The sequence below is a fragment of the Cedecea neteri genome (genome assembly GCF_000758325.1).
GTDB lineage: Bacteria > Pseudomonadota > Gammaproteobacteria > Enterobacterales > Enterobacteriaceae > Cedecea > Cedecea neteri_B.
The window spans coordinates 1,937,955-1,960,247 of record NZ_CP009459.1; the positions used below are offsets into that span (position 1 = coordinate 1,937,955).

At 55.2% G+C, this 22,293-nt stretch carries 18 protein-coding genes; 10 read left to right on the top strand and 8 right to left on the bottom strand.

Annotated elements, in window-relative coordinates:
* The first annotated feature begins 177 nt into the window (after positions 1-177).
* The 4 genes from fhuA to fhuB are packed head-to-tail and all read left to right on the top strand — an operon-like array spanning position 178 to position 6,076.
* Entirely contained in the window at positions 178-2,355 is a 2,178-nt protein-coding gene (gene fhuA / locus LH86_RS09150; protein ID WP_039300502.1) for a ferrichrome porin FhuA, read from the top strand.
* Between the two features lie 48 nt (positions 2,356-2,403).
* The gene (gene fhuC / locus LH86_RS09155; RefSeq protein WP_008460370.1) at positions 2,404-3,201 is read left to right on the top strand and encodes a Fe3+-hydroxamate ABC transporter ATP-binding protein FhuC; all 798 of its coding nucleotides are present in this window, start codon (positions 2,404-2,406) and stop codon (positions 3,199-3,201) included.
* Positions 3,201-4,100 carry a Fe(3+)-hydroxamate ABC transporter substrate-binding protein FhuD gene (fhuD, locus tag LH86_RS09160; protein WP_039300505.1) on the top strand — a complete coding sequence of 300 codons (900 nt, stop codon included), beginning with the start codon at positions 3,201-3,203 and terminating at the stop codon, positions 4,098-4,100. The genes fhuC and fhuD overlap by 1 nt, the downstream gene beginning before the upstream one ends.
* Positions 4,100-6,076, top strand: a complete 1,977-nt coding sequence (fhuB, locus tag LH86_RS09165; RefSeq protein WP_419657016.1) for a Fe(3+)-hydroxamate ABC transporter permease FhuB — start codon at positions 4,100-4,102, stop codon at positions 6,074-6,076. Before fhuD ends, fhuB begins: the two co-directional genes overlap by 1 nt.
* Before the next feature lie 263 nt (positions 6,077-6,339).
* Here fhuB and hemL read toward each other — a convergent pair whose 3' ends face one another.
* The gene (gene hemL / locus LH86_RS09170; protein ID WP_039300507.1) at positions 6,340-7,620 is read right to left on the bottom strand and encodes a glutamate-1-semialdehyde 2,1-aminomutase; all 1,281 of its coding nucleotides are present in this window, start codon (positions 7,618-7,620) and stop codon (positions 6,340-6,342) included.
* A 177-nt stretch (positions 7,621-7,797) separates the two neighbouring features.
* On the opposite strand from hemL, the gene clcA reads away from it, so the two are divergent.
* Together clcA and erpA are read left to right on the top strand one after the other, a co-directional pair.
* On the top strand, positions 7,798-9,219 hold the full coding sequence (gene clcA / locus LH86_RS09175; protein WP_039300510.1) for a H(+)/Cl(-) exchange transporter ClcA: 1,422 nt from the start codon (positions 7,798-7,800) through the stop codon (positions 9,217-9,219).
* 80 nt (positions 9,220-9,299) lie between these two features.
* On the top strand, positions 9,300-9,647 hold the full coding sequence (gene erpA / locus LH86_RS09180; protein WP_008456903.1) for an iron-sulfur cluster insertion protein ErpA: 348 nt from the start codon (positions 9,300-9,302) through the stop codon (positions 9,645-9,647).
* Between the two features lie 50 nt (positions 9,648-9,697).
* Here the strand turns inward: erpA and LH86_RS09185 are convergent, their stop codons facing one another.
* From LH86_RS09185 to mtnN, 3 genes are read right to left on the bottom strand one after another with little or no spacing between them, the layout of a single operon-like run.
* The gene (locus LH86_RS09185; RefSeq protein WP_008456904.1) at positions 9,698-10,318 is read right to left on the bottom strand and encodes a TRIC cation channel family protein; all 621 of its coding nucleotides are present in this window, start codon (positions 10,316-10,318) and stop codon (positions 9,698-9,700) included.
* 22 nt (positions 10,319-10,340) lie between these two features.
* Positions 10,341-11,141, bottom strand: coding sequence for a vitamin B12 ABC transporter substrate-binding protein BtuF (btuF, locus tag LH86_RS09190; protein ID WP_039300512.1), 801 nt, complete (start codon positions 11,139-11,141; stop codon positions 10,341-10,343).
* Entirely contained in the window at positions 11,134-11,832 is a 699-nt protein-coding gene (mtnN, locus tag LH86_RS09195; RefSeq protein ID WP_039296490.1) for a 5'-methylthioadenosine/S-adenosylhomocysteine nucleosidase, read from the bottom strand. The genes btuF and mtnN overlap by 8 nt, the downstream gene beginning before the upstream one ends.
* A 94-nt stretch (positions 11,833-11,926) precedes the next feature.
* Here mtnN and dgt point away from each other — a divergent pair, with 94 nt between their 5' ends.
* Positions 11,927-13,441, top strand: a complete 1,515-nt coding sequence (gene dgt / locus LH86_RS09200) for a dGTPase (RefSeq protein ID WP_039300517.1) — start codon at positions 11,927-11,929, stop codon at positions 13,439-13,441.
* 142 nt (positions 13,442-13,583) lie between these two features.
* Positions 13,584-15,026, top strand: a complete 1,443-nt coding sequence (degP, locus tag LH86_RS09205) for a serine endoprotease DegP (RefSeq protein ID WP_039300520.1) — start codon at positions 13,584-13,586, stop codon at positions 15,024-15,026.
* Between the two features lie 58 nt (positions 15,027-15,084).
* Here degP and LH86_RS09210 read toward each other — a convergent pair whose 3' ends face one another.
* From LH86_RS09210 to map, 4 genes are all read right to left on the bottom strand, one after another.
* Complete coding sequence (locus LH86_RS09210; protein WP_008456913.1) at positions 15,085-15,474, bottom strand: DUF3461 family protein; 390 nt, start codon at positions 15,472-15,474, stop codon at positions 15,085-15,087.
* A 110-nt stretch (positions 15,475-15,584) separates the two neighbouring features.
* Positions 15,585-16,409, bottom strand: coding sequence for a 2,3,4,5-tetrahydropyridine-2,6-dicarboxylate N-succinyltransferase (gene dapD / locus LH86_RS09215; protein WP_008456915.1), 825 nt, complete (start codon positions 16,407-16,409; stop codon positions 15,585-15,587).
* Positions 16,410-16,506: 97 nt separating this feature from the next.
* Positions 16,507-19,179 carry a bifunctional uridylyltransferase/uridylyl-removing protein GlnD gene (gene glnD, locus LH86_RS09220; RefSeq protein ID WP_039300523.1) on the bottom strand — a complete coding sequence of 891 codons (2,673 nt, stop codon included), beginning with the start codon at positions 19,177-19,179 and terminating at the stop codon, positions 16,507-16,509.
* Between the two features lie 64 nt (positions 19,180-19,243).
* The gene (gene map / locus LH86_RS09225) at positions 19,244-20,038 is read right to left on the bottom strand and encodes a type I methionyl aminopeptidase (protein WP_039300527.1); all 795 of its coding nucleotides are present in this window, start codon (positions 20,036-20,038) and stop codon (positions 19,244-19,246) included.
* 315 nt (positions 20,039-20,353) lie between these two features.
* Here map and rpsB point away from each other — a divergent pair, with 315 nt between their 5' ends.
* Positions 20,354-21,079, top strand: coding sequence for a 30S ribosomal protein S2 (gene rpsB / locus LH86_RS09230; protein WP_008456923.1), 726 nt, complete (start codon positions 20,354-20,356; stop codon positions 21,077-21,079).
* A gap of 256 nt (positions 21,080-21,335) precedes the next feature.
* Positions 21,336-22,187 (top strand): translation elongation factor Ts, encoded by an 852-nt coding sequence (gene tsf / locus LH86_RS09235; RefSeq protein ID WP_008456925.1) that lies wholly within the window; start codon positions 21,336-21,338, stop codon positions 22,185-22,187.
* Positions 22,188-22,293 lie beyond the last annotated feature (106 nt).

Genomic DNA, 22,293 nt, shown 5'->3' on the forward strand with positions numbered 1-22,293 from the left:
ATCTTAAATTTCACGCCCAATTAACACCCTATAAACCATCTGGTTATTTCTTATTCCCTTAATAAGCCTGAGGGTGTGAGGTGCTTGCTATGCAGCCAGCGTTTCGTCTATTATCCTGCGGGCATAATAATAATTATCGTTTACGTTATCATTTACCATTTCACCAGAGAAAATATCATGGCGCGTTCACTCCCAGGTCAGCCAGCCAAAAACCCTGTTCGTAAGCTTGCTCTGTTTGTAGCGGCGGCGGTGGGTACCGTCAGCGTTAATAGCTTCGCGGCGGACACCGGCACGACCAAAAAAGAAGACACTATTACCGTTTCAGCCGCCGCAGTGCCTGCCGAAAGCGCATGGGGGCCATCGCCAACCATCGCCGCTAAACGCAGCGCCACGGCGACCAAAACCGATACCCCGATTGAAAAGACCCCGCAGTCTATTTCGGTGGTGACCAGCGAAGAGATGCAGATGCATCAATTCCAGTCCGTAAAAGAAGCGTTGGGCTATACGCCGGGTATCACAGTTTCGACTCGTGGTGCTTCAAATACCTATGATGCTGTAAAAATTCGCGGCTTTGGTTCGGTGAACCAGAACAACTATCTGGACGGTTTAAAGCTGCAGGGTGATTTCTATAACGAAGTTATCATCGACCCTTATATGCTGGAGCGCGTGGAGCTGATGCGCGGCCCAACGTCCGTGCTGTACGGCAAAAGCAGCCCTGGCGGTATTATCTCAATGGTTAGCAAGCGTCCAACCACTGAACCGCTGCGTGAAGTGCAGTTTAAAATGGGTACAGATAACCTGTACCAGACTGGTTTCGATTTCAGCGATGCGCTGGATGATGCCGGCGTTTACTCTTACCGTCTGACCGGCGTGGCGCGTTCTAACGATGACCAGCAGCGTGATGCGAAACAGAAGCGTTACGCGATTGCGCCATCTTTCTCCTGGCGCCCGGACGACAAAACTAACTTTACCTTCTTGTCTGATTTCCAGAATCAGCCAGAAACGGGTTATTACGGTTGGTTGCCGAAGGAGGGGACAGTTCAGCCTCTGCCAAACGGCAAGCGCCTGAGCACCGATTTCAACGAAGGTGCTAATAACAATACCTATTCCCTGTCCCACAAAATGGTGGGGTATAGCTTTGAACATGGCTTTAACGACACCTTTACCGTGCGTCAGAACCTTCGCTATACCGAATCCAAAACCTCGCAGAAAAGCGTTTATGGCACAGGCGTCGACTCGACGGGCTATATGCTTAACCGCGGTACCGTTGTGGATAACGAAAAACTGCATAACTTTGCGGTTGATACCCAGCTAGAAAGTAAATTCTCTACCGCTGATGTTGAGCATACTCTGCTGACGGGTGTTGATTTCCAGCGCATGCGAAATGACATTAATGCGACCTTCGGTAGCGCGCCGCAGTTGGATCTTTATAATCCGGTTTACAGTGACTTTGATTTTGGCGATGCGGCCCCTTACCAGCAGAACAAGCAGAAGCAGACCGGTATTTATGTTCAGGATCAGGCCGAGTGGAACAAGTTTGTCCTGACAATGGGTGGACGTTATGACTGGCTGACTCAGTCGACCCGAGCTTACCAGGCCAACAATTACACCGAGCGTAGTGATAACCAGTTCACAGGTCGTGCAGGCTTAAACTACCTGTTTGATAACGGTATTACACCGTACGTCAGCTACAGCGAATCCTTCGAACCAAACTCCGGCGCAGATTTCTACGGCAATACTTTCAAACCTTCTAAAGGTCGCCAGTATGAAGCCGGCGTGAAGTATGTACCGAAGGATATGCCAGTTGTGATTACAGGGGCGGTCTACCAGCTGACCAAAACCAATAATCTGATGTCAGATCCTGATACCTCACACGGTTTTTCTTCCATCCAGGGCGGCGAGATTCGTTCACGCGGCGTAGAGCTGGAGGCGAAAGCGGCGCTGAATGCCAATATCAACGTTACTGCGTCCTACACCTATACGGATGCGAAATACACCAAAGACTCGACGCTTGAAAACAAAACGCCTGAGCAGGTTCCTGCGCACATGGCTTCCCTGTGGGGGGATTACACCTTCAACAGCGGCGTGCTGAGTGGCCTGACGTTGGGTACCGGCGGTCGTTTCCTTGGCTCCAGCTACGGCGACCCGGCTAACACCTTCAAAGTGGGCAGCGCTGCGGTGATGGATGCAGTCGTGAAGTATGACCTCGGTCGCTTCGGGCTGAACGGCTCCAGCATTGCGGTCAACGTGAACAACCTGCTCGACCGCGAATACGTTGCCAGCTGCTTCGCAACCTATGGTTGCTTCTGGGGCGCTGAGCGTCAGGTGGTTGCTACTGCGACCTTCCGCTTCTAACTTGTCTCCCGGGCACGGTTCGCCGTGCCCTTCACTAAGATGGCTACCATGCAGGATAAACAGCTTCATCCGGACACGACTTTTAGCCTCACTGATGTCACGTTTCGCGTGCCTGGCCGCACGCTACTCCATCCGCTGTCTATCACCTTCCCGGTGGGCAAAGTTACTGGCCTGATTGGCCATAACGGCTCCGGTAAATCGACGCTGCTGAAAATGCTGGGTCGTCACCAGAAACCTTCTGAGGGTGAAATTCTGCTGAACTCACAGCCGCTGGATAGCTGGGGCAGCAAAGCTTTTGCCCGGCAGGTGGCCTATCTTCCTCAGCAGCTTCCTGCCGCTGAGGGCATGACGGTACGTGAGCTGGTAGCGATTGGCCGTTATCCGTGGCACGGGGCGTTAGGGCGCTTTGGGGTGGCTGACCGTGAACTGGTGGATGAGGCAATCAGTCTGGTGGGGCTGAAGCCGTTTGCGCATCGCCTGGTGGATAGTCTATCCGGCGGCGAGCGCCAGCGGGCATGGATCGCCATGCTGGTGGCGCAGGATAGCCGCTGTCTGCTGCTGGATGAGCCAACGTCTGCGCTGGATATCGCTCATCAGGTGGACGTGCTGGCGCTGATCCATCGTCTTAGCCAGGAGCGAGGCCTGACGGTGGTTGCCGTTCTGCACGACATCAATATGGCTGCGCGGTACTGCGACAACCTGGTGGCACTGCGCGGTGGCGAAATGATCGCGCAGGGGACGCCGGAAGCCTTAATGCAGAGCGATACGCTCGAGCATATCTACGGTATTCCGATGGGCATCCTGCCGCACCCGGCGGGGGCTGCGCCGGTGAGTTTTGTTTATTGATGAGCCGTATGAATGACTTTCTTTTGACCCGTCGCCGCCTTCTGGCGGCGATGGCGCTTTCACCGCTGCTGCTAAAATTACCTGCCGCGCAGGCGGCGGTGCCGGATGCAAAACGTATCATCGCCCTGGAGTGGCTGCCCGTTGAGCTGATGATGGCGCTCGGCGTCACGCCGATGGCCGTCGCCGACATCCCTAATTACCAAATCTGGGTGAACGAACCTAAGCTGCCGGCAGGCGTGATTGACGTTGGCCTGCGCACAGAGCCTAACCTCGAGCTGATGGCGCAGCTAAAACCATCTCTGATTCTCTATTCTGCGGGCTACGGCCCTTCACCAGAAAAAATCACCCGTATCGCACCAGGGCTTGGGTTCAATTTTAACGATGGCTCCGGTAAACCGCTGGAGATTGCGCGTAAATCGCTTATTCAGCTGGGTGATACGCTGGGCATGCAGCAGGCAGCCAGTCGGCATCTGGCCGAATTTGATGCGTTTATTGCCAGCATGAAGCCTCGCTTTGCCGCGCGCGGCAACCGCCCGGTGCTGCTGATGTCATTCTTGGATAATCGCCATGCGCTGGTGGTGGGCAAGCACAGCCTGTTCCAGCAGGTGATGGATCTGCTGGGGGTGAAGAATGCCTGGCAAGATGAGACGAATTTCTGGGGAACAGCCGTTGTCGGAATTGAACGCCTGGCGGCGATCAAAGACGCCGATGTGCTGTGCTTCGACCATAAAAACGAAGCGGTAGCCCGCCAGGTAACGGCCACGCCGCTGTGGAAAGCGATGCCGTTTATCCGCCAGAACCGTTTTCAGCAAGTTCCCGCCGTCTGGCTGTATGGCACGACGATGTCGGCGATGCACTTTGCCCGCGTGCTGGACGATGGCCTGAGGAGCCTGGCCTGATGAAACGTCACGTTATTTTCCCCGCCAGCCTGCTGCTGGTGCTGTTTGTCTGTGCGCTGTGGCTGACGCTGCATAACATGCATGGCGTCTTACCCTCCTCGCAGTGGCGCAGCGCTTTTGTCGAGCCGGACATCGACAATGTGCAGCAGATGCTGTTTCACTTCAGCCTGCTGCCGCGTCTCGCAATATCGCTGTTGGTCGGGGCCGGATTGGGACTCGTCGGCGTGCTGTTCCAGCAGGTTCTGCGCAATCCGCTGGCGGAGCCTACAACGCTTGGCGTAGCCAGCGGGGCTCAGCTTGGCGTTACGTTTGCCACGCTTTGGGTGCTGCCGCTGGCTGCTCAGCCGTTTGCAGCGCTGATTGGTGCGGCGGTCGTTGGCCTGCTCGTCTTTGGCGTTGCCTGGGGCAAGCGGATGTCGCCGGTCACGCTGATTCTTGCGGGCCTGGTGCTGAGCCTTTATTGCGGGGCGGTCAACCAACTGCTGGCGATCTTCCACCATGATCAACTCCAGAATATGTTCCTCTGGAGCACCGGGTCACTGAATCAGCAGGACTGGAGCAGCGTTGAAAGTCTTTGGCCACGTCTGCTGGGCGGTCTGCTGCTAACGCTGTTGCTGCTGCGTCCGTTGACGCTGATGGGGCTGGACGATGGCGTAGCGCGTAATCTGGGCCTGGCGCTTTCTCTGGTACGTCTGGTGACGCTGGCGCTGGCGATTGTGATCAGCGCTCAGTTGGTTAATGCGGTTGGGATCGTCGGTTTTATCGGGCTATTTGCGCCGCTGCTGGCAAAAATGCTGGGTGCCAGACGCCTGGCCGCTCGTTTGTTCCTGGCCCCGCTCATTGGGGCGCTGATTCTCTGGCTGTCTGACCAGGTTGTGGTCTGGCTTTCCAGCGTGTGGGGCGAAGTCTCAACCGGGACGGTCACCGCGCTGATTGGCGCACCTATCCTGCTGTGGCTACTGCCGCGTCTGCGTACCAGCGGGGCGCCGTCCATGAGCGCCGGAGACCACGTTCAGGCTGAACGCCAGCGTGTGCTGCTTTGGGTGGCCACGGGACTTGGCATTCTGCTGCTGGTGATTGCCGCGGCGCTGGCGTTGGGACGTGATGCTGATGGCTGGCGCTGGCTAAGTGGTGCGCTCTTTGACGATGTGCTGCCGTGGCGCTGGCCGCGCGTTATGGCGGCTTTGACCGCGGGCGTGATGCTGGCGGTTGCGGGCTGCCTGATCCAGCGGTTAACCGGCAATGCGATGGCCAGCCCGGAAGTCTTGGGTATTAGCTCTGGCGCAGCCTTCGGCGTGGTGCTGATGTTGTTTATTGTGCCGGGGAATGCGTTTGTCTGGCTATTGCCTGCAGGCAGTCTTGGGGCGGCGGTGACGCTGCTGATCATCATGATGGCTGCCGGACGAGGCGGGTTTTCACCTCAGCGTATGCTGTTGGCCGGCATGGCGCTCAGCACCGCCTTTACCATGCTGCTGATGATGCTGATGGCAAGCGGGGATCCGCGTATGGCAACGCTGCTGACCTGGATTTCTGGCTCGACGTATAACGTTACAGGCGAGCAGGCGGTCAGAACGCTGGTTGTCATGGTCGCGCTGTTAGCCATTACGCCGCTGCTGCGCCGGTGGCTGGTGATTTTACCGCTGGGCGGCGCCACTGCTCGGGCGGTGGGAATGGCGTTAACGCCATCGCGCTTTGCGCTGCTGTTGCTGGCGGCAACGCTTACCGCCACGGCGACGTTAATCGTCGGCCCGCTGAGCTTTGTCGGGTTGATGGCGCCGCATATTGCTCGCATGCTTGGGTTCCGCAGGGCAATGCCGCAGATAGCGATGGCCGGGATTTTTGGTGGGATGTTAATGATTCTGGCGGACTGGTGCGGCAGGATGATCCTGTTCCCGAATCAGGTGCCGGCGGGGCTGCTGGCGACGTTTATCGGTGCGCCTTATTTCGTTTATTTGCTGAGAAAGCAGGGGCGGTAGCCCCTCACCCTAACCCTCTCCCCAAAGGGGAGAGGGAACTGGACAGAGCATAAATCAGTTACTTTCCCCTTCCCAAAGGGGAGATAGAACTGGACAGAGCATAAATCAGTTACTTTCCCCTTCCCAAAGGGGAGAGGGAACTGGAAAGAGCATAAATCAGTGACTTTCCCCTTCCCCATAGGGGAGAGGGAACTGAAAAGAGCATAAATCTGCTGTTTTCTCCCTCTCCCTTACAGGGAGAGGGCCGGGGTGAGGGTAAAAAATTACAGCTTCGCAAACACGCGACGTGCCGCGTCGATGGTCCGCTGAATATCTTCTTTGCTATGCGCCACGGACATAAAGCCCGCCTCAAACGCTGACGGCGCAAGGTATACCCCTTCTTCCAGCATCAGGTGGAAGAAGCGCTTGAAGCGCTCCACGTCGCACGCAACCACATCTTTATAGCAGGTGACGGTTTCGGCATCGGTGAAGAACAGGCCGAACATGCCGCCGACGTTATTCACCACCAGCGGGATGTTTTCTGCTTTCGCCGCACTCAACAGGCCGTTAGCCAGCATTTCTGTCAGCTCGGTCAGGGTCTGGTGGATGCCTGGTTGTGACACTTCTGTCAGGCAGGCGAAGCCCGCCGCCATGGCGATAGGGTTACCGGAGAGCGTGCCAGCCTGGTAAACCGGGCCGGTTGGTGCCAGCGCATCCATGATTTCGCTACGGCCGCCGAAGGCGCCGACCGGCATGCCGCCGCCGATGATTTTGCCGAGGCAGGTCAGGTCCGGCTCGACGTCGTAGTAAGACTGAGCGCCCGCCAGCGCCACGCGGAAGCCGGTCATCACTTCATCGATGATCAGCAGTGCGCCGAATTCGTCACACAGCGCGCGCAGGCCCGGCAGGAAGTCCGCGTGTGGAGGAATGCAGTTCATGTTGCCTGCGACGGGTTCAACGATGATACAGGCCACATCCTGAGGATATTGCTCGAAGGCTTCGCGCACGGAGGCCAGGTCGTTATAGGTGCAGGTCAACGTGTGCTTCGCAAAGTCAGCCGGCACGCCCGGAGAGTTCGGCTGGCCGAGAGTCAGCGCACCGGAACCGGCTTTCACCAGCAGGCAATCCGCGTGGCCGTGGTAGCAGCCTTCGAACTTGATGATTTTATCCCGGCCGGTGTAGCCGCGAGCCAGGCGGATAGCGCTCATGGTGGCTTCGGTACCGGAGTTCACCATGCGAACCATATCCATGGTGGGCACCAGCTCACAAACCAGCTCCGCCATTTTCACTTCCATTTCGGTTGGCGCGCCAAAGCTCAGGCCGCGCTCAACGGCTTCGATAACCGCATTGCGGATCGCCGGGTGGTTGTGGCCGAGCACCATTGGGCCCCATGAGCCAACGTAATCGATATAGGCTTTACCGTCTGCGTCATACAGGTAAGCCCCGTCCGCACGCTCGATAAACAGAGGCACTCCGCCTACGCCGGTAAAGGCGCGTACCGGAGAGTTAACGCCGCCGGGAATGACCTGGCGGGCTGCGGCGTACAGGTTTTCAGACTTACTCATGAATCGGCTCCTGATTCGTGGAAATGGTGACAGCGGGCTATTCTATGTGAAACCTGCCCCGCGTTGAAATATTTGCCCAAATCAAACGTTACGGTTTATTAGCTAATTTAATAAGACGAAGGTCTTTTCTGTGGGTAAAATGCCCGCCTTATTTGTATGACTAAACGGTTAGAACCCATGAATTTAGCCCATAACTCTCTCGATCAGGCGCAAAGCGTCCAACAGCGTCGCGGGGCTATTCTGCGTCGCCTGATTGGCCAGGATAAAATGCCGCTAATGATTTTGCTGATGGCCGCGGTGGTTGGCACGCTGGCGGGCCTGGTCGGCGTGGCGTTTGAGAAGTCGGTTAACTGGGTGCTTCAGCACCGCATCGGTATGCTGGCGCAGGTCGCGGACAGCGCCTGGCTGGTGTGGCCGCTGGCGTTTATCAGCTCGGCGCTGCTGGCGATGGTGGGCTATTTTTTGGTGCGTCGTTTCGCGCCTGAAGCCGGTGGGTCGGGCATTCCTGAAATCGAAGGGGCACTGGAGGATTTGCGGCCAGTGCGCTGGTGGCGCGTGATCCCGGTGAAATTCATCGGCGGGATGGGCACGCTCGGCGCGGGAATGGTGCTGGGGCGTGAAGGGCCTACCGTACAGCTTGGCGGTAACATCGGGCGAATGGTGACGGACATCTTCCGCATGAAAAGTGCGGAGGCTCGTCATTCGCTGCTGGCAACCGGCGCTGCTGCCGGGCTGTCTGCGGCATTTAATGCGCCGCTGGCCGGGATCCTGTTTATCATCGAAGAGATGCGTACCCAGTTTCGCTATAACCTGATTTCGATAAAAGCGGTATTTATCGGCGTGATTATGTCGAGCATCGTGTTCCGGATCTTTAATACCGAAACCACGGTGATTCAGGTTGGCAAGCTGGCGGATGCGCCGGTCAACACGCTCTGGCTGTATCTGATTCTCGGCATGATTTTTGGCATTGTCGGCGTGGTGTTTAACCGGCTGGTGATCGGTGCTCAGGATATGTTCCAGCGCATTCACGGCGGCAACATTAAGAAGTGGGTGCTGATCGGCGGGCTGATTGGCGGGCTTTGCGGTGTGCTGGGGCTTATTCAGCAGGCGGCGTCCGGCGGCGGGTTTAACCTTATCCCGATTGCGGCCGTGGGGAATTACACCATCGGCATGCTGCTGTTCCTGTTCATCGCTCGGGTCATCACCACTTTACTCTGTTTCTCCTCCGGCGCACCGGGCGGTATTTTCGCCCCGATGCTGGCGCTGGGCACGCTGCTTGGCACCGCGTATGGCACGGCTTGTGCCGCCTGGTTCCCCGCGTATCATCTTGATATGGGCACTTTTGCGATTGCGGGAATGGGGGCGCTGCTCGCGGCCTCATTGCGTGCGCCGCTCACCGCTATCGTGCTGGTGCTTGAGATGACGGATAATTACCAGCTCATTCTGCCAATGATTATCACCTGTCTTGGGGCGACACTGTTGGCACAATTTTTGGGCGGGAAACCGCTATACTCGGTGATTCTGGCAAGAACTCTGGCAAAACAAGAAGCTGAGAAAGCGCGAGCGGGCGAGCAGGCTTCCGCCGGGCAGAATACTTGAACGAATTACTCGGGTATTAGATAATGCCGCAAAAGTGCGGGTTGTTTTCTGCCCGGCTTGTTAATTGTTGGGAGCAAAAAATGAGTGATGACGTAGTAGCGCTGCCGCTGCAGTTTACCGAAGCCGCAGCCAATAAAGTGAAAAGTTTGATTGCAGACGAAGAGAACCCGAATCTGAAACTTCGCGTCTATATCACCGGTGGTGGTTGCAGCGGCTTCCAGTATGGTTTTACCTTTGACGACCAGATCAACGACGGCGACATGACCATCGAGAAGCAGGGCGTTGCTCTGGTTGTGGATCCAATGAGTCTGCAATATCTGGTCGGTGGCGCGGTGGATTACAGCGAAGGCCTGGAAGGCTCCCGCTTCGTGGTGACTAACCCGAACGCGAAAAGCACCTGCGGGTGTGGTTCCTCCTTCAGCATCTGATGAGTTGCTGAAATAAAAAAGCCGCGTTTGATACGCGGCTTTTTTTATCGCTATTGTCGGTCATTTAGCGCAAAGGTCGGCAGTTTAAGGTGCCAGTAGATGGCCGCCAGGCGAATCGCCAATGTGACCACCATACCAATCATACTGGCCTGCTCCAACGGGACGTTGAAGGTGTGGTAAGCCGTGGCGTGGACGATACCGCCAATAATACAGGCGGTGGCGTAAATCTCGGTACGCAGAATCATCGGGACTTCACGGGCCAGGACGTCGCGGATGATCCCACCACCTACGCCAGTGATTACGCCCATGCAGATTGCAACCAGCGGGCTGGCATGCGCGAGAAATGCTTTATTGACGCCAATACCCACGAATACCGCCAGGCCGACGGCATCCAGCACGGGAAGCACCCATTTAGGCAGGCGCCGCGGCTGGCGAACCAGGACTATCGTCAGCATGCAGGTCACCATGGCAACTACAAGGTCCGTGGGATCTTTCACCCAGAATACCGGACCGTTGGCTAACGCCATATCGCGGATGGTTCCCCCGCCTACCGCGGTAACTACCCCAAGCACCAGCACGCCAAAGGGATCCATCCGCAGCTTTCCGGCCAACAAAACGCCGGAAATAGCGAACACGGCGGTACCGACAATATCCAGCCAATAGACCAGCATTTATGATCCTCAGAGCATGACGTTAAGCTTTCGCCAGCTCTTCGCAGAGCTGTTTTGCGGCGAGGATAATACGCGGGCCCGAGCGAGTAAACCAGTCATCATTCACGGCAATAACCGGAACTTTCAACTGATTACTCCAGAACTGCTGTACCGACGGAATATTGCTCGCATCGCCCGAGATAATAATAGCCTGCGGCTGGCGCGTCAGAACCTGCTCGCGACTGACCTGCGGCCAGGGAACCCGGCTGTCGGCGAAAATATTGAGCCCACCGCAAAGCTCAACGACTTCGTTTTGAATGGAATCTTTGCTGGTGGTAAACAGCGGCTGCTGGCTGAATTGCAGGAATACCTTTTTGCTTTGGGTATGGCCGTAGCGTGTTTTTAGCTCTGCAAACTGCCGGGATAGCGTCTCTGCGGCTTTGATTGCCTTTTCTGGTGTTGGGCTGAGCGGGGCTAGCTGGCGCAGCGCGGCCTCAACGTCGGCAACGCTTTTAGGATCCAGCCAGATGACCTTAATGCCCAGCGAAACCAGTTGGTTTACCTGCCTGTCCGGGTTACCCCCGCGCCAGGCGAGGACTGCGTCCGGTTTCAGGGCAACAATGCGCTCGAAGTTCACGCCCTGCCAGTTGGCTAGCTGTTCAATCTGCTTTGCCTGAGGTGGGTAATCAGAGTAAGCGCTCACCGCAATAGGGGTAATACCGGCGGCGAAGGCCAGTTCGGTATTAGCGGGAGAGAGGGAGATGACCCGAGGCGCCGCAAACAGCAGCGCCGGGAGGCAAAGGAGCAGGGCGGTCGCCCCGCGCCAAAGAGTGAACTTAGCCACGAGCCAGGTGCTGAACCAGTTTTTCCACCATCAGGGTGGACTGCTTGGCGGCGACGGCCAGGAACTCTTCGAAGCTCAGGTGGGACTGCTGATCGGCCACGTCGGAGATGGCGCGCACAACCACGAACGGCGTATTAAAGTTATGGCAAACGTGACCGATGGCCGTCGCTTCCATTTCTACCGCCACGGCCTGCGGGAAGTTGTGGCGAATTTTTGCCAGTGCCACCGAGCCGTTAATAAACGCATCGCCGCTGACGATCAGGCCGCGAACCGCGTGCAGATCCAGCTCTTTAATGCAGGTTTCAGCTGCCTCAATAAGCTTTTTATCGGCAATGAAAGCTGCCGGGCAGCCCGCCATCTGGCCATACTCGTAACCGAAAGCAGTGACATCTGCATCGTGATAGCGCACTTCATCGGATACCACGATATCGCCCACTTTCAGCGTCGGAGCCAGGCCACCGGCGGAACCGGTGTTGATGATCACGTCTGGCTTACAGTGTTCCAGCAGCAGCGTAGCACCCATGGCCGCAGAAACTTTGCCGATGCCGGACTTCAGCAGCGCCACTTCAACGCCGTTCAGTGTCCCGGTATAAATTTCGCAACCGGCGATGCTCAGAGTGTGACGGTTTTCGATTTTGTCACGCAGCAGCGTAACTTCTTCTTCCATTGCACCAATAATGCCTGCTTTCATAGAGATACTCGCTAATGTGGTGGAACATGACTCAATTTTCGGGGCATAGTCTATCATGGCAAACAGTCTCCTTATCAACGGAACAGGAGTGGGCATGAGCGAAATAGACTTCCGCAAAAAAATTAACTGGCACCGACGCTTCCGTTCGCCCGAAGGAGAGAAGAGCGAACTTGAGATCCTGCGTATCTTCGAAAGCGATCGCGGCAGGATCATTAATTCACCCGCAATCCGGCGTCTACAGCAAAAAACGCAGGTCTTCCCGCTTGAGCGTAATGCCGCCGTGCGCACTCGTCTTACCCATTCGCTGGAGGTGCAGCAGGTCGGGCGCTACATTGCCAAAGAGATCCTCAGCCGCCTGAAAGAGCAGAAGGCGCTGGAAAAATATGGGCTCGACGAGCTAACCGGTCCGTTTGAAAGCATAGTGGAAATGGCTTGCCTGATGCACGACATCGGCAATCCGCCGTTCGGTCATTTTGGCGAGTCGGCGATTAACGACTGGTTCCGTCAGCGCCTGCAGCCGACAGATAGCGGCGGGCAGCCACGCAGTGACGATCGCTGCAGGGTGGATGTGCTCAGGCTGCGCGAAGGCGAAGAAGGATTAAATACTCTACGCGGCAAAGTTCGCCAGGACTTGTGCCACTTTGAAGGGAATGCGCAAGGCATCCGGCTGGTGCACAGCCTGCTACGCATGAATCTGACCTGGGCGCAGGTCGGCTGCATTCTCAAATACACCCGCCCGGCCTGGTTTGCCCAAAAGCCGCCAGCAAGCCACGCTTATTTGATGAAGAAGCCGGGCTTTTATTTGTCGGAAGAAGGATACATCGAGCGCCTGCGCAAAGAGTTGAACCTGGGCGAGTACAGCCGTTTTCCGCTGACCTGGATCATGGAGGCTGCGGACGATATTTCTTACTGCGTGGCGGATCTCGAAGATGCTGTGGAAAAACGTATTTTCAGCGTCGAGCAGCTTTATCAGCATCTGAGTGAGTCCTGGGGCGAGCAGAAGAAAGGCGATCTCTTTGAGCTGGTAGTCCACGATGCCTGGGAGAAATCCCGCACCAACCAAATGCGCCGCAGTGCGGAAGATCAGTTCTTTATGTACCTGCGCGTCAATACGCTAAACAAACTGGCGCCGTATGCCGCCCAGCGTTTTATCGACAATTTGCCTGAGATTTACACCGGCGAGTTCAATCATGCGCTGCTGGAGGACGACAGCTCGTTTGCCCGTCTGCTGGAGCTGTACAAGCAGGTGGCCGTGCGTCAGGTCTTCAGCCACCCGGATATTGAGCAACTGGAGCTACAGGGTTATCGGGTTATCAGCGGTTTACTGGATATTTACAGTCCCTTACTCGAGCTTTCAACGGAGGACTTCACGGAGCTGGTAAGCAAGGAAAGCCTGCGTCGTCTGCCGATTGAATCAAGACTTTTCCACAAACTTTCAACTAAACATAGGCTTGCCTATGTAGAAGCGGTGAGCGCTTTGCACCCGGCAAGCCTTGATTTTTCCGTGTGGGAATACTATTTCCGTGCAAGGCTTATTCAGGATTACATCAGTGGAATGACCGATTTATATGCCTGGGATGAGTATCGACGCCTGATGGCGGTGGAGTAAGTTCTGGGGGGAGATTTGTAAAGATGGACAATAAATTTTTACTTTTTCCATGCACTTAAGCGCTGAACTTCGCGCGTAAACTTCACTCTGAATGGTGTACCAACACAGCAATTTTGCGTTATTTGAAAGTTGAGATGATTCCATGAAAAAAACCACGTTAGCAATGAGTGCGCTGGCTCTTAGTCTGGGTTTGGCGCTGAGTCCGATGTCTGCCTCCGCCGCTGAGACAGCCTCTTCCGCATCTGCTGCGCAGCCGCTGCCAAGCCTTGCGCCGATGCTGGAGCAGGTGATGCCTTCAGTGGTGAGTATCAACGTTGAAGGGAGCACAACGGTAAATACTCCGCGTATGGGGCGTAATTTCCAGCAATTCTTCGGCGACAATTCCCCATTCTGCCAGGACGGTTCGCCGTTCCAAAGTTCACCTTTCTGCCAGGGCGGTGGCGCTCAGGGCGGGGGTGATGGCGGCAGCCAGCAGCAGAAATTTATGGCCCTGGGTTCCGGGGTAATTATTGATGCGGCGAAAGGCTATGTCGTCACGAATAACCACGTGGTGGATAACGCCACCGTGATTAAAGTTCAGCTGAGCGATGGCCGTAAGTTTGACGCCAAAGTGGTGGGTAAAGACCCACGCTCCGACATCGCGCTGATTCAGCTTCAGGATCCTAAAAATCTGACGGCGATTAAAATTGCCGACTCCGACGCGTTGCGCGTGGGGGATTACACCGTAGCTATCGGTAACCCATATGGCCTGGGCGAAACCGTGACCTCCGGTATCGTTTCTGCGCTGGGCCGTAGCGGCTTGAACGTGGAAAACTACGAAAACTTTATCCAGACCGATGCGGCGATCAACCGCGGTAACTCCGGTGGGGCGCTGGTTAACCTGAACGGCGAGCTTATCGGTATCAACACGGCGATTCTGGCCCCGGACGGCGGCAACATCGGTATCGGCTTTGCTATCCCAAGCAACATGGTGAAAAACCTGACCGCTCAGATGGTGCAGTACGGCCAGGTTCGCCGTGGCGAGCTGGGGATTATGGGCACTGAGCTGAACTCCGAGCTGGCGAAAGCGATGAAAGTCGACGCTCAGCGTGGCGCGTTTGTCAGCCAGGTCATGCCGAACTCTTCTGCGGCTAAAGCAGGGATCAAAGCAGGGGATGTGATCACCACGCTGAACGGCAAGGCGATCAGTAGTTTTGCCGCACTGCGCGCAGAAGTTGGTTCTATGCCGGTGGGCAGCAAAATCACGCTGGGCCTGCTGCGTGATGGTAAGCCAGTGACGGTGAACCTGGAACTGCAGCAAAGCACTCAGAATCAGGTTGATGCTGCCACTATCTTCACCGGTATTGAAGGCGCTGAGATGAGCAATCGCGGCGGTAAAGACCAGAAAGGCGTGCAGGTTACCAGCGTGAAGCCAAATACCCCGGCCGCGCGTATTGGCCTGAAAAAAGGTGACATTATCGTTGGCGTGAACCAGCAGGCGGTGAACAATATCGCTGAGCTGCGTAAAGTGATGGACAGCAAGCCGTCGGTGATGGCGCTGAGCATTCAGCGTGGTGATGCGCAGATTTACCTGTTGATGCAGTAATCTTCGTGTAGAGCTGAAAAGGGCCGCGTTTGCGGCCCTTTTTTTATTGAGTTCTGAACTATTTATTGCGGGTCAGTTTTTCCAGATCGGACTCAATTTCGCTGATCTTGTTGGTCACCACGGACTCGAGGTGGCGCAGATCGTCGAGGATCTTACGCTTAAGATCGACTTCGGTGCGATCGCGCTGGCAAAGCTGATCGAGCTCATCGATGACATAGCGCAGGTTAGGGCTGATCTCCTGCACTTCTTTGTAGCCCTGGCCTACGCCATCGGCCACCACGGTTTTGCGCTGGCGTGGGTATTTAAATTTCACGCTTTTGGCAAAAAACTCGCCCTTATCCTTCTGGAAATAGACTTTCAGGATATCGTTGTTGGCTTCCTGCCGGAGGCTGTAACGATCGATTTCATCAGGATTGGTAATACCCAGACTTTTTAAATTATCGTACATAAGCGGTACCCTTTAATATCAATAACCATTAGAGAATTAACGGAAAATTCCTTTTCCGCTAGCGCCAGATGCAAAAAAGGCGGGATAACCCGCCTTTTGGTGCAAAAAACTTAGTCGATGGTACGCAGCAGTTCGTTGATGCCCACTTTACCGCGGGTTTTGGCGTCAACTTTCTTCACAATCACCGCGCAGTACAGGCTGTAAGAGCCATCTTTAGAAGGCAGGTTGCCGGAAACGACAACGGAGCCGGCAGGCACGCGGCCATAGTGGACTTCACCGGTTTCACGGTCATAGATACGGGTGCTTTGGCCAATATAAACGCCCATGGAGATCACAGAACCTTCTTCAACGATCACGCCTTCAACCACTTCAGAACGTGCGCCGATGAAGCAGTTGTCTTCGATGATGGTTGGGTTGGCCTGCAGTGGTTCCAGTACTCCACCGATGCCGACACCGCCGGACAGGTGAACGTTTTTACCGATCTGCGCGCAAGAGCCTACGGTTGCCCAGGTGTCGACCATGGTGCCTTCATCAACATAAGCACCGATATTGACGTAGGAAGGCATCAGCACGGTGTTACGTGCGATGAACGCGCCCTGGCGGACTGCCGCCGGTGGCACAACACGGAAGCCTTCTTTCTGGAAACGTGCTTCGTCGTAGTCGGCGAATTTCATCGGAACTTTATCGAAATAGCGGCTTTCAGCGCCTTCGATCACTTTGTTGTCGTTAATGCGGAAAGAAAGCAGTACGGCCTTCTTCAGCCACTGGTGAGTGACCCACTGGCCATCAATTTTTTCAGCAACGCGCAGCGCACCGCTGTCGAGCAGGGCAATCACCTGATTTACCGCTTCGCGGGTCACGGTATCAACATTTGCCGGGGTGATCTCGGCGCGACGCTCGAAAGCGGTTTCGATTACATTTTGTAGCTGCTGCATGATGAACATTTCCTGATTGTGACTTACCTTTCAACTTTTGGGCGACAATCAACTTGACTGTCGCTCTCGGGCTAAAAAGGTAAAAAATAAAAGACCGTTATTTATCGTTTGGATTAAGGGCCGCTGTCAACCGTTGCTGCACTTCCTGCTGGAGCACATTATTAAGTGCACGCCGGTCTGCGGTGGCGATTATAAATAAATCTTCTACTCGCTCACCAATTGTCGTAATTCTCGCCCCGTAGAGCGAAATACCGAGATCGGCGAACACTTCGCCCACCCTTGCCAAAAGACCTGGCTGATCGAGAGCAATCAGCTCAAGGAATGTTCGCCTGTCGGTGTGCGTTGGCAGGAAGTTGACTTCGGTATCGACGGTAAAGTGGCGAAGTTTTGCCGACTGGCGACGCGGTTGCGGCGGTTGCCAGGTCGTCTGAGTAATCGCTTGTTCGAGGCTGTGGCGAATAATATTGTGTCGGTCGATAGACAGCGGGCTGCCGTCGGGCTCGAGCACGATAAAGGTGTCCATCGCCATGCCGTCACGGGTTGTGAAGATCTGCGCGTCATGTACGCTGAGATTACGGCGGTCGAGTTCGGCGCAGACGGCGGCAAACAGATACGGCCTGTCCGGGCTCCAGATAAAGATTTCAGTACCGCCGCGTGTTGCCTGCGGGCTGAGCAGGATCATCGGCTGGCTAAGATCGTGCTTGAGCAAATGTCGGGCATGCCATGCAATCTGGTTTGGCGTATGGCGAACAAAATAATTCGCCCTGCAGCGCGCCCAGATGTGATGCAGGGCTTCCTCATTAATGTTGTCCATCCGCAGCAATGCCAGCGCCTGAAGCTGGTGGTGACGAACGCGTTCGCGCATATCCGGGCTGTTTTGCATCCCGCGGCGCAGCTGTTTCTCGGTGGCGAAGTACAGCTCACGCAGCAGGCTTTGCTTCCAGCTGTTCCAAAGCGTTTCGTTGGTGGCACAGATATCTGCCACCGTCAGGCAGACCAGATAACGTAGGCGGTTTTCGGTCTGCACTTCTTCGGCAAACTGCTTAATAACTTCAGGATCCTGAATATCACGGCGCTGGGCGGTGACGGACATCAGCAGATGCTGACGAACCAGCCAGGCAACCAGCTGGGTTTCCCGGGAGTTCAGACCATGAAGCTCGGCAAATTTCAGCACGTCCTGCGCGCCCAGCACAGAATGATCGCCGCCTCGCCCCTTGGCGATATCGTGGAAGAGGGCGGCGATTAAAATCAGCTCTGGATGGGAAAGGCGCGGCCAGAGATCGACGCACAGCGGATGCTTCGAGCGAGTTTCTTCTTTCGCGAAGCTTTCCAGCTTTTGCAGGACCCGAATGGTGTGTTCATCCACGGTGTAGGCGTGGAACAGGTCGAACTGCATCTGGCCGACAATATGCGACCACTGCGGCATATAGGCCCACAGCACGCTATGGCGATGCATCGGCACCAGCGCACGGCTTACCGCGCCGGGGTGGCGCAGCATTACTAAAAACAGCTCGCGGGCTTCCGGAATGTAGCAAAGCGGCTGAGTCAGGTGGCGTCTGGCGTGGCGTAGATGGCGCAGGGTCGTGGAGTAAATGCCGGTGATGTCACGGTTACGCACCATCATGTAAAACATGCGTAGAATAGCCTGCGGCTCACGCATAAACAGGGTTTCGTCCCGCAGATCGATAAGCGTGCCGCGAAGCTGGAAGTCATCATCCAGCGGGCGCGGTTTTTCGCTGGCGTCCAGCGCCAGAATAGCTTCGTCGAACAGTTGCAGAAGCATCTGGTTCAGCTCGCCCACGCGACGGGTGACACGGTAGAAGTCCTTCATCATGTGTTCGACCGGCTCGTTGCCTTCGCCGCTGTAGTGCAGGCGCTGGGCCACGCTAAGCTGGCGGTCAAACAGCAGCCGGTTGTCGTAGCGATTGACTTCCAGGTGCAGGGCGAAGCGAATGCGCCACAGCAAATGCTGGCATTCATCCAACTCTTTGCGCTCCGCTTCGGTCAGGAAGCCAAAGTCCACCATTTCGCCCATGGAGGTGGCGCCGAAGTGACGGCGGGCAACCCACTGCAGGGTGTGAATGTCACGCAAACCACCTGGGCTGCTTTTGATGTCGGGCTCAAGGTTGTAGCTGGTGCCGTGATAGCGCTGGTGACGCTCGTTTTGCTCTTCGACTTTGGCAGCAAAGAACTTTGCTGACGGCCAGAAACCTTCGCTGAAAATATGTTTCTGGAGTTCAAGGAACAGGGCAACGTCGCCAATTAACAGGCGAGATTCGATGAGGTTGGTGGCGACCGTCAGGTCGGATAAGCCTTCCAGCAGGCACTCTTCCAGCGTACGTACGCTGTGACCCACTTCCAGCTTCACGTCCCAAAGCAGGGTCAGCAGTTCGCCGATACTCTGTGCCTGGGCGTCGGTCAGCCGTTTGCGGCTCAGGATCAGCAGGTCGATATCCGACAGCGGGTGAAGCTCGGCGCGGCCATAGCCGCCCACGGCAACCAGCGCGGCTTCGGGAACATCGGCAAAGCCGTAAGCAATCCACAGCCGCTGCAACAGCTGATCGATAAATTCGGTGCGGGCTTCAATCAGCCGTTCAGCGGAAATACCGCTGTCGAAGGCCTGGCCCAGCCATCGCTGGAAGGTATCTAAGTGCGACTTGATGTCTGCGCAGTTAAGTTCGGCTTCCTGCCAGCTGTTTGGATAGTCCGGCTGGCCGGCGATCTCGGGTTCGGTGGTGTTGGCAAACTGCTCTGGCAAAGCTGGACTCATTGTGCGCTACCCATAAAAAAAGCCGGCTCAGGGCCGGCTTAGATTGCTGACTGACGTCAGGGCATCATTCGTTATGCGAAATCACTGCCGGGATGGTGTCATCTTTACGCAGGGTCATAATCTCGCAGCCGTTCTCCGTCACCACAATAGTATGCTCGTATTGAGCAGACAAGCTGCGATCTTTGGTTTTCACCGTCCAGCCGTCTTTCATGGTGCGAATGCGGTAATCCCCGGCGTTAACCATCGGTTCGATGGTGAATGTCATGCCGGGCTGAAGTACTACGCCGCCGTCATCTGCATCATAGTGAAGTACTTGAGGTTCTTCATGGAATACGCGACCAATGCCGTGGCCGCAGTACTCACGTACGACAGAGAAACCTTCCGCTTCAACGAACTTCTGGATTGCCGCGCCGAGCGTGCGCAGGCGGATGCCCGGTTTTACCATACGCAGCGCCAGATACAGGCTTTCCTGCGTGATGCGGCACAGGCGTTCGCCGAGAATCGTCGGTTTGCCCACGATGAACATCTTGGAAGTATCGCCGTGGTATTCATCTTTGATAACGGTCACGTCGATATTGACGATATCGCCGTCTTTCAGCACTTTTTCATCGTCCGGAATGCCGTGGCAAACCACTTCGTTGATAGAGATACAGACGGATTTTGGGAAGCCGTGATAGCCCAGGCAAGCGGAAATGGCCTGCTGTTCATTCACGATGTAATCATTACAGATGCGATCCAGCTCGCCGGTGGTAATGCCCGGTTTAACGTGGGATTCGATCATTTCCAGCACTTCGGCAGCCAGGCGGCCAGCGACGCGCATTTTTTCGATTTCTTCAGGTGTCTTAATTGAGATAGCCATATCAGATCCGCAGATGTCGATAACGTCGACATGAAATGAGCAGGAGAAGTTGCTGTAATGGTATCAGGGGGGGCGTCTCCCTGCAAAATTGAGAATCATCAAGTGCGTATCATGGCAACAACTATTGGAGTCTGAGCGCCATTTATGGTATAAAGCGCGCCGGACTTGTATTCCGATTTTTCGGGTACAGCCAAATACGCTCACTTTGTGTAAATAACACACACGTATCGACACATATTCCGGGGTGCCCTTTGGGGTCGGCAATATGGGATACGTGGAGGCATAACCCCATACTTTATATAGAGGTTTTAAAACATGGCTACTGTTTCCATGCGCGACATGCTCAAGGCTGGTGTTCACTTCGGTCACCAGACCCGTTACTGGAACCCGAAAATGAAGCCTTTCATCTTCGGCGCACGTAACAAAGTTCACATCATCAACCTTGAGAAAACCGTACCAATGTTCAACGAAGCTCTGGCTGAACTGAACAAGATTTCTTCTCGCAAAGGCAAAATCCTTTTCGTTGGTACTAAACGCGCTGCAAGCGAAGCGGTGAAAGACGCTGCTAACAGCTGCGATCAGTTCTTCGTGAACCATCGCTGGTTGGGCGGCATGCTGACTAACTGGAAAACCGTTCGTCAGTCCATCAAACGTCTGAAAGACCTGGAAACTCAGGCTCAAGACGGTACTTTCGACAAGCTGACTAAGAAAGAAGCGCTGATGCGCACTCGTGAGCTGGACAAGCTGGAAAACAGCCTGGGCGGTATCAAAGACATGGGCGGCCTGCCGGACGCACTGTTTGTTATCGATGCCGATCACGAGCACATCGCTATCAAAGAAGCAAACAACCTGGGTATCCCAGTATTTGCTATCGTTGATACCAACTCTGATCCGGACGGTGTTGATTTCGTTATCCCTGGTAACGACGATGCTATCCGTGCTGTTAGCCTGTACCTGGGCGCTGTAGCTGCAACCGTTCGTGAAGGCCGTTCTCAGGATCTGGCTTCCCAGGCGGAAGAAAGCTTCGTAGAAGCAGAATAATAAGGTTTGATGATTCCCTAAGAGAGTTCGAGTTGCAGGAAGGCGGCAAGCTCGAGAATTCCTGGGAGCTTACATCAGTAAGTGACCAGGATGAGCGAGTGAAGGTAACGCACCTGCGGCTCGAAATATAAAGGGGAAAGCCCTTATTTAACCAGGTAGTATCTCGTTTGGTTAGGGGCCTTTTTATGGCCCCTTTTTCACTTTTAAGCCCGTCTGGCCAATGCGCCGGGCAGGCAACATCTCCGAGGATTTTAGAATGGCTGAAATTACCGCATCCCTGGTAAAAGAGCTGCGTGAGCGTACTGGCGCTGGCATGATGGATTGTAAAAAAGCGCTGACCGAAGCCAACGGCGACATCGAGCTGGCAATCGAGAACATGCGTAAATCCGGTGCGATCAAAGCAGCTAAAAAAGCAGGCAACGTTGCTGCTGACGGCGTGATCATCACTAAGATCGACGGCAACTACGGCGTGATTCTGGAAGTTAACTGCCAGACTGACTTCGTTGCTAAAGACGGCGGTTTCCAGGCATTTGCTAACAAAGTTCTGGATGCAGCAGTTGCTGGTAAAATCACCGACGTTGAAGTTCTGAAAGCGCAGTTCGAAGAAGAGCGCGTTGCACTGGTTGCTAAAATCGGTGAGAACATCAACATCCGTCGCGTTTCTTCCCTGGAAGGCGAAGTTCTGGGTTCTTACCAGCACGGCGCACGCATCGGTGTTCTGGTTGCCGCTAAAGGTGCTGATGAAGAGCTGGTTAAACAGCTGGCAATGCACATTGCCGCAAGCAAGCCTGAGTTCGTTAAGCCTGAAGACGTTTCTGCAGAAGTTGTAGAGAAAGAGTACCAGGTTCAGCTGGACATCGCGATGCAGTCCGGTAAACCAAAAGAAATCGCAGAGAAAATGGTTGAAGGCCGCATGAAGAAATTCACCGGTGAAGTTTCTCTGACTGGTCAGCCGTTCGTCATGGACCCAAGCAAAACTGTTGCTCAGCTGCTGAAAGAGCACAACGCTGACGTGACTAACTTCATCCGCTTCGAAGTGGGTGAAGGTATCGAGAAAGTTGAGACTGACTTTGCAGCAGAAGTTGCTGCCATGTCCAAGCAGTCTTAATGGTTTAAAAGGAACCGCCAACCGGCGGTTCCTTTTTATCCAGCCTTACAATTTCAGAGCGCTCCGTTAGGCGAGCGGGCTGAAATGCGACAGAATGTCGCCAGAA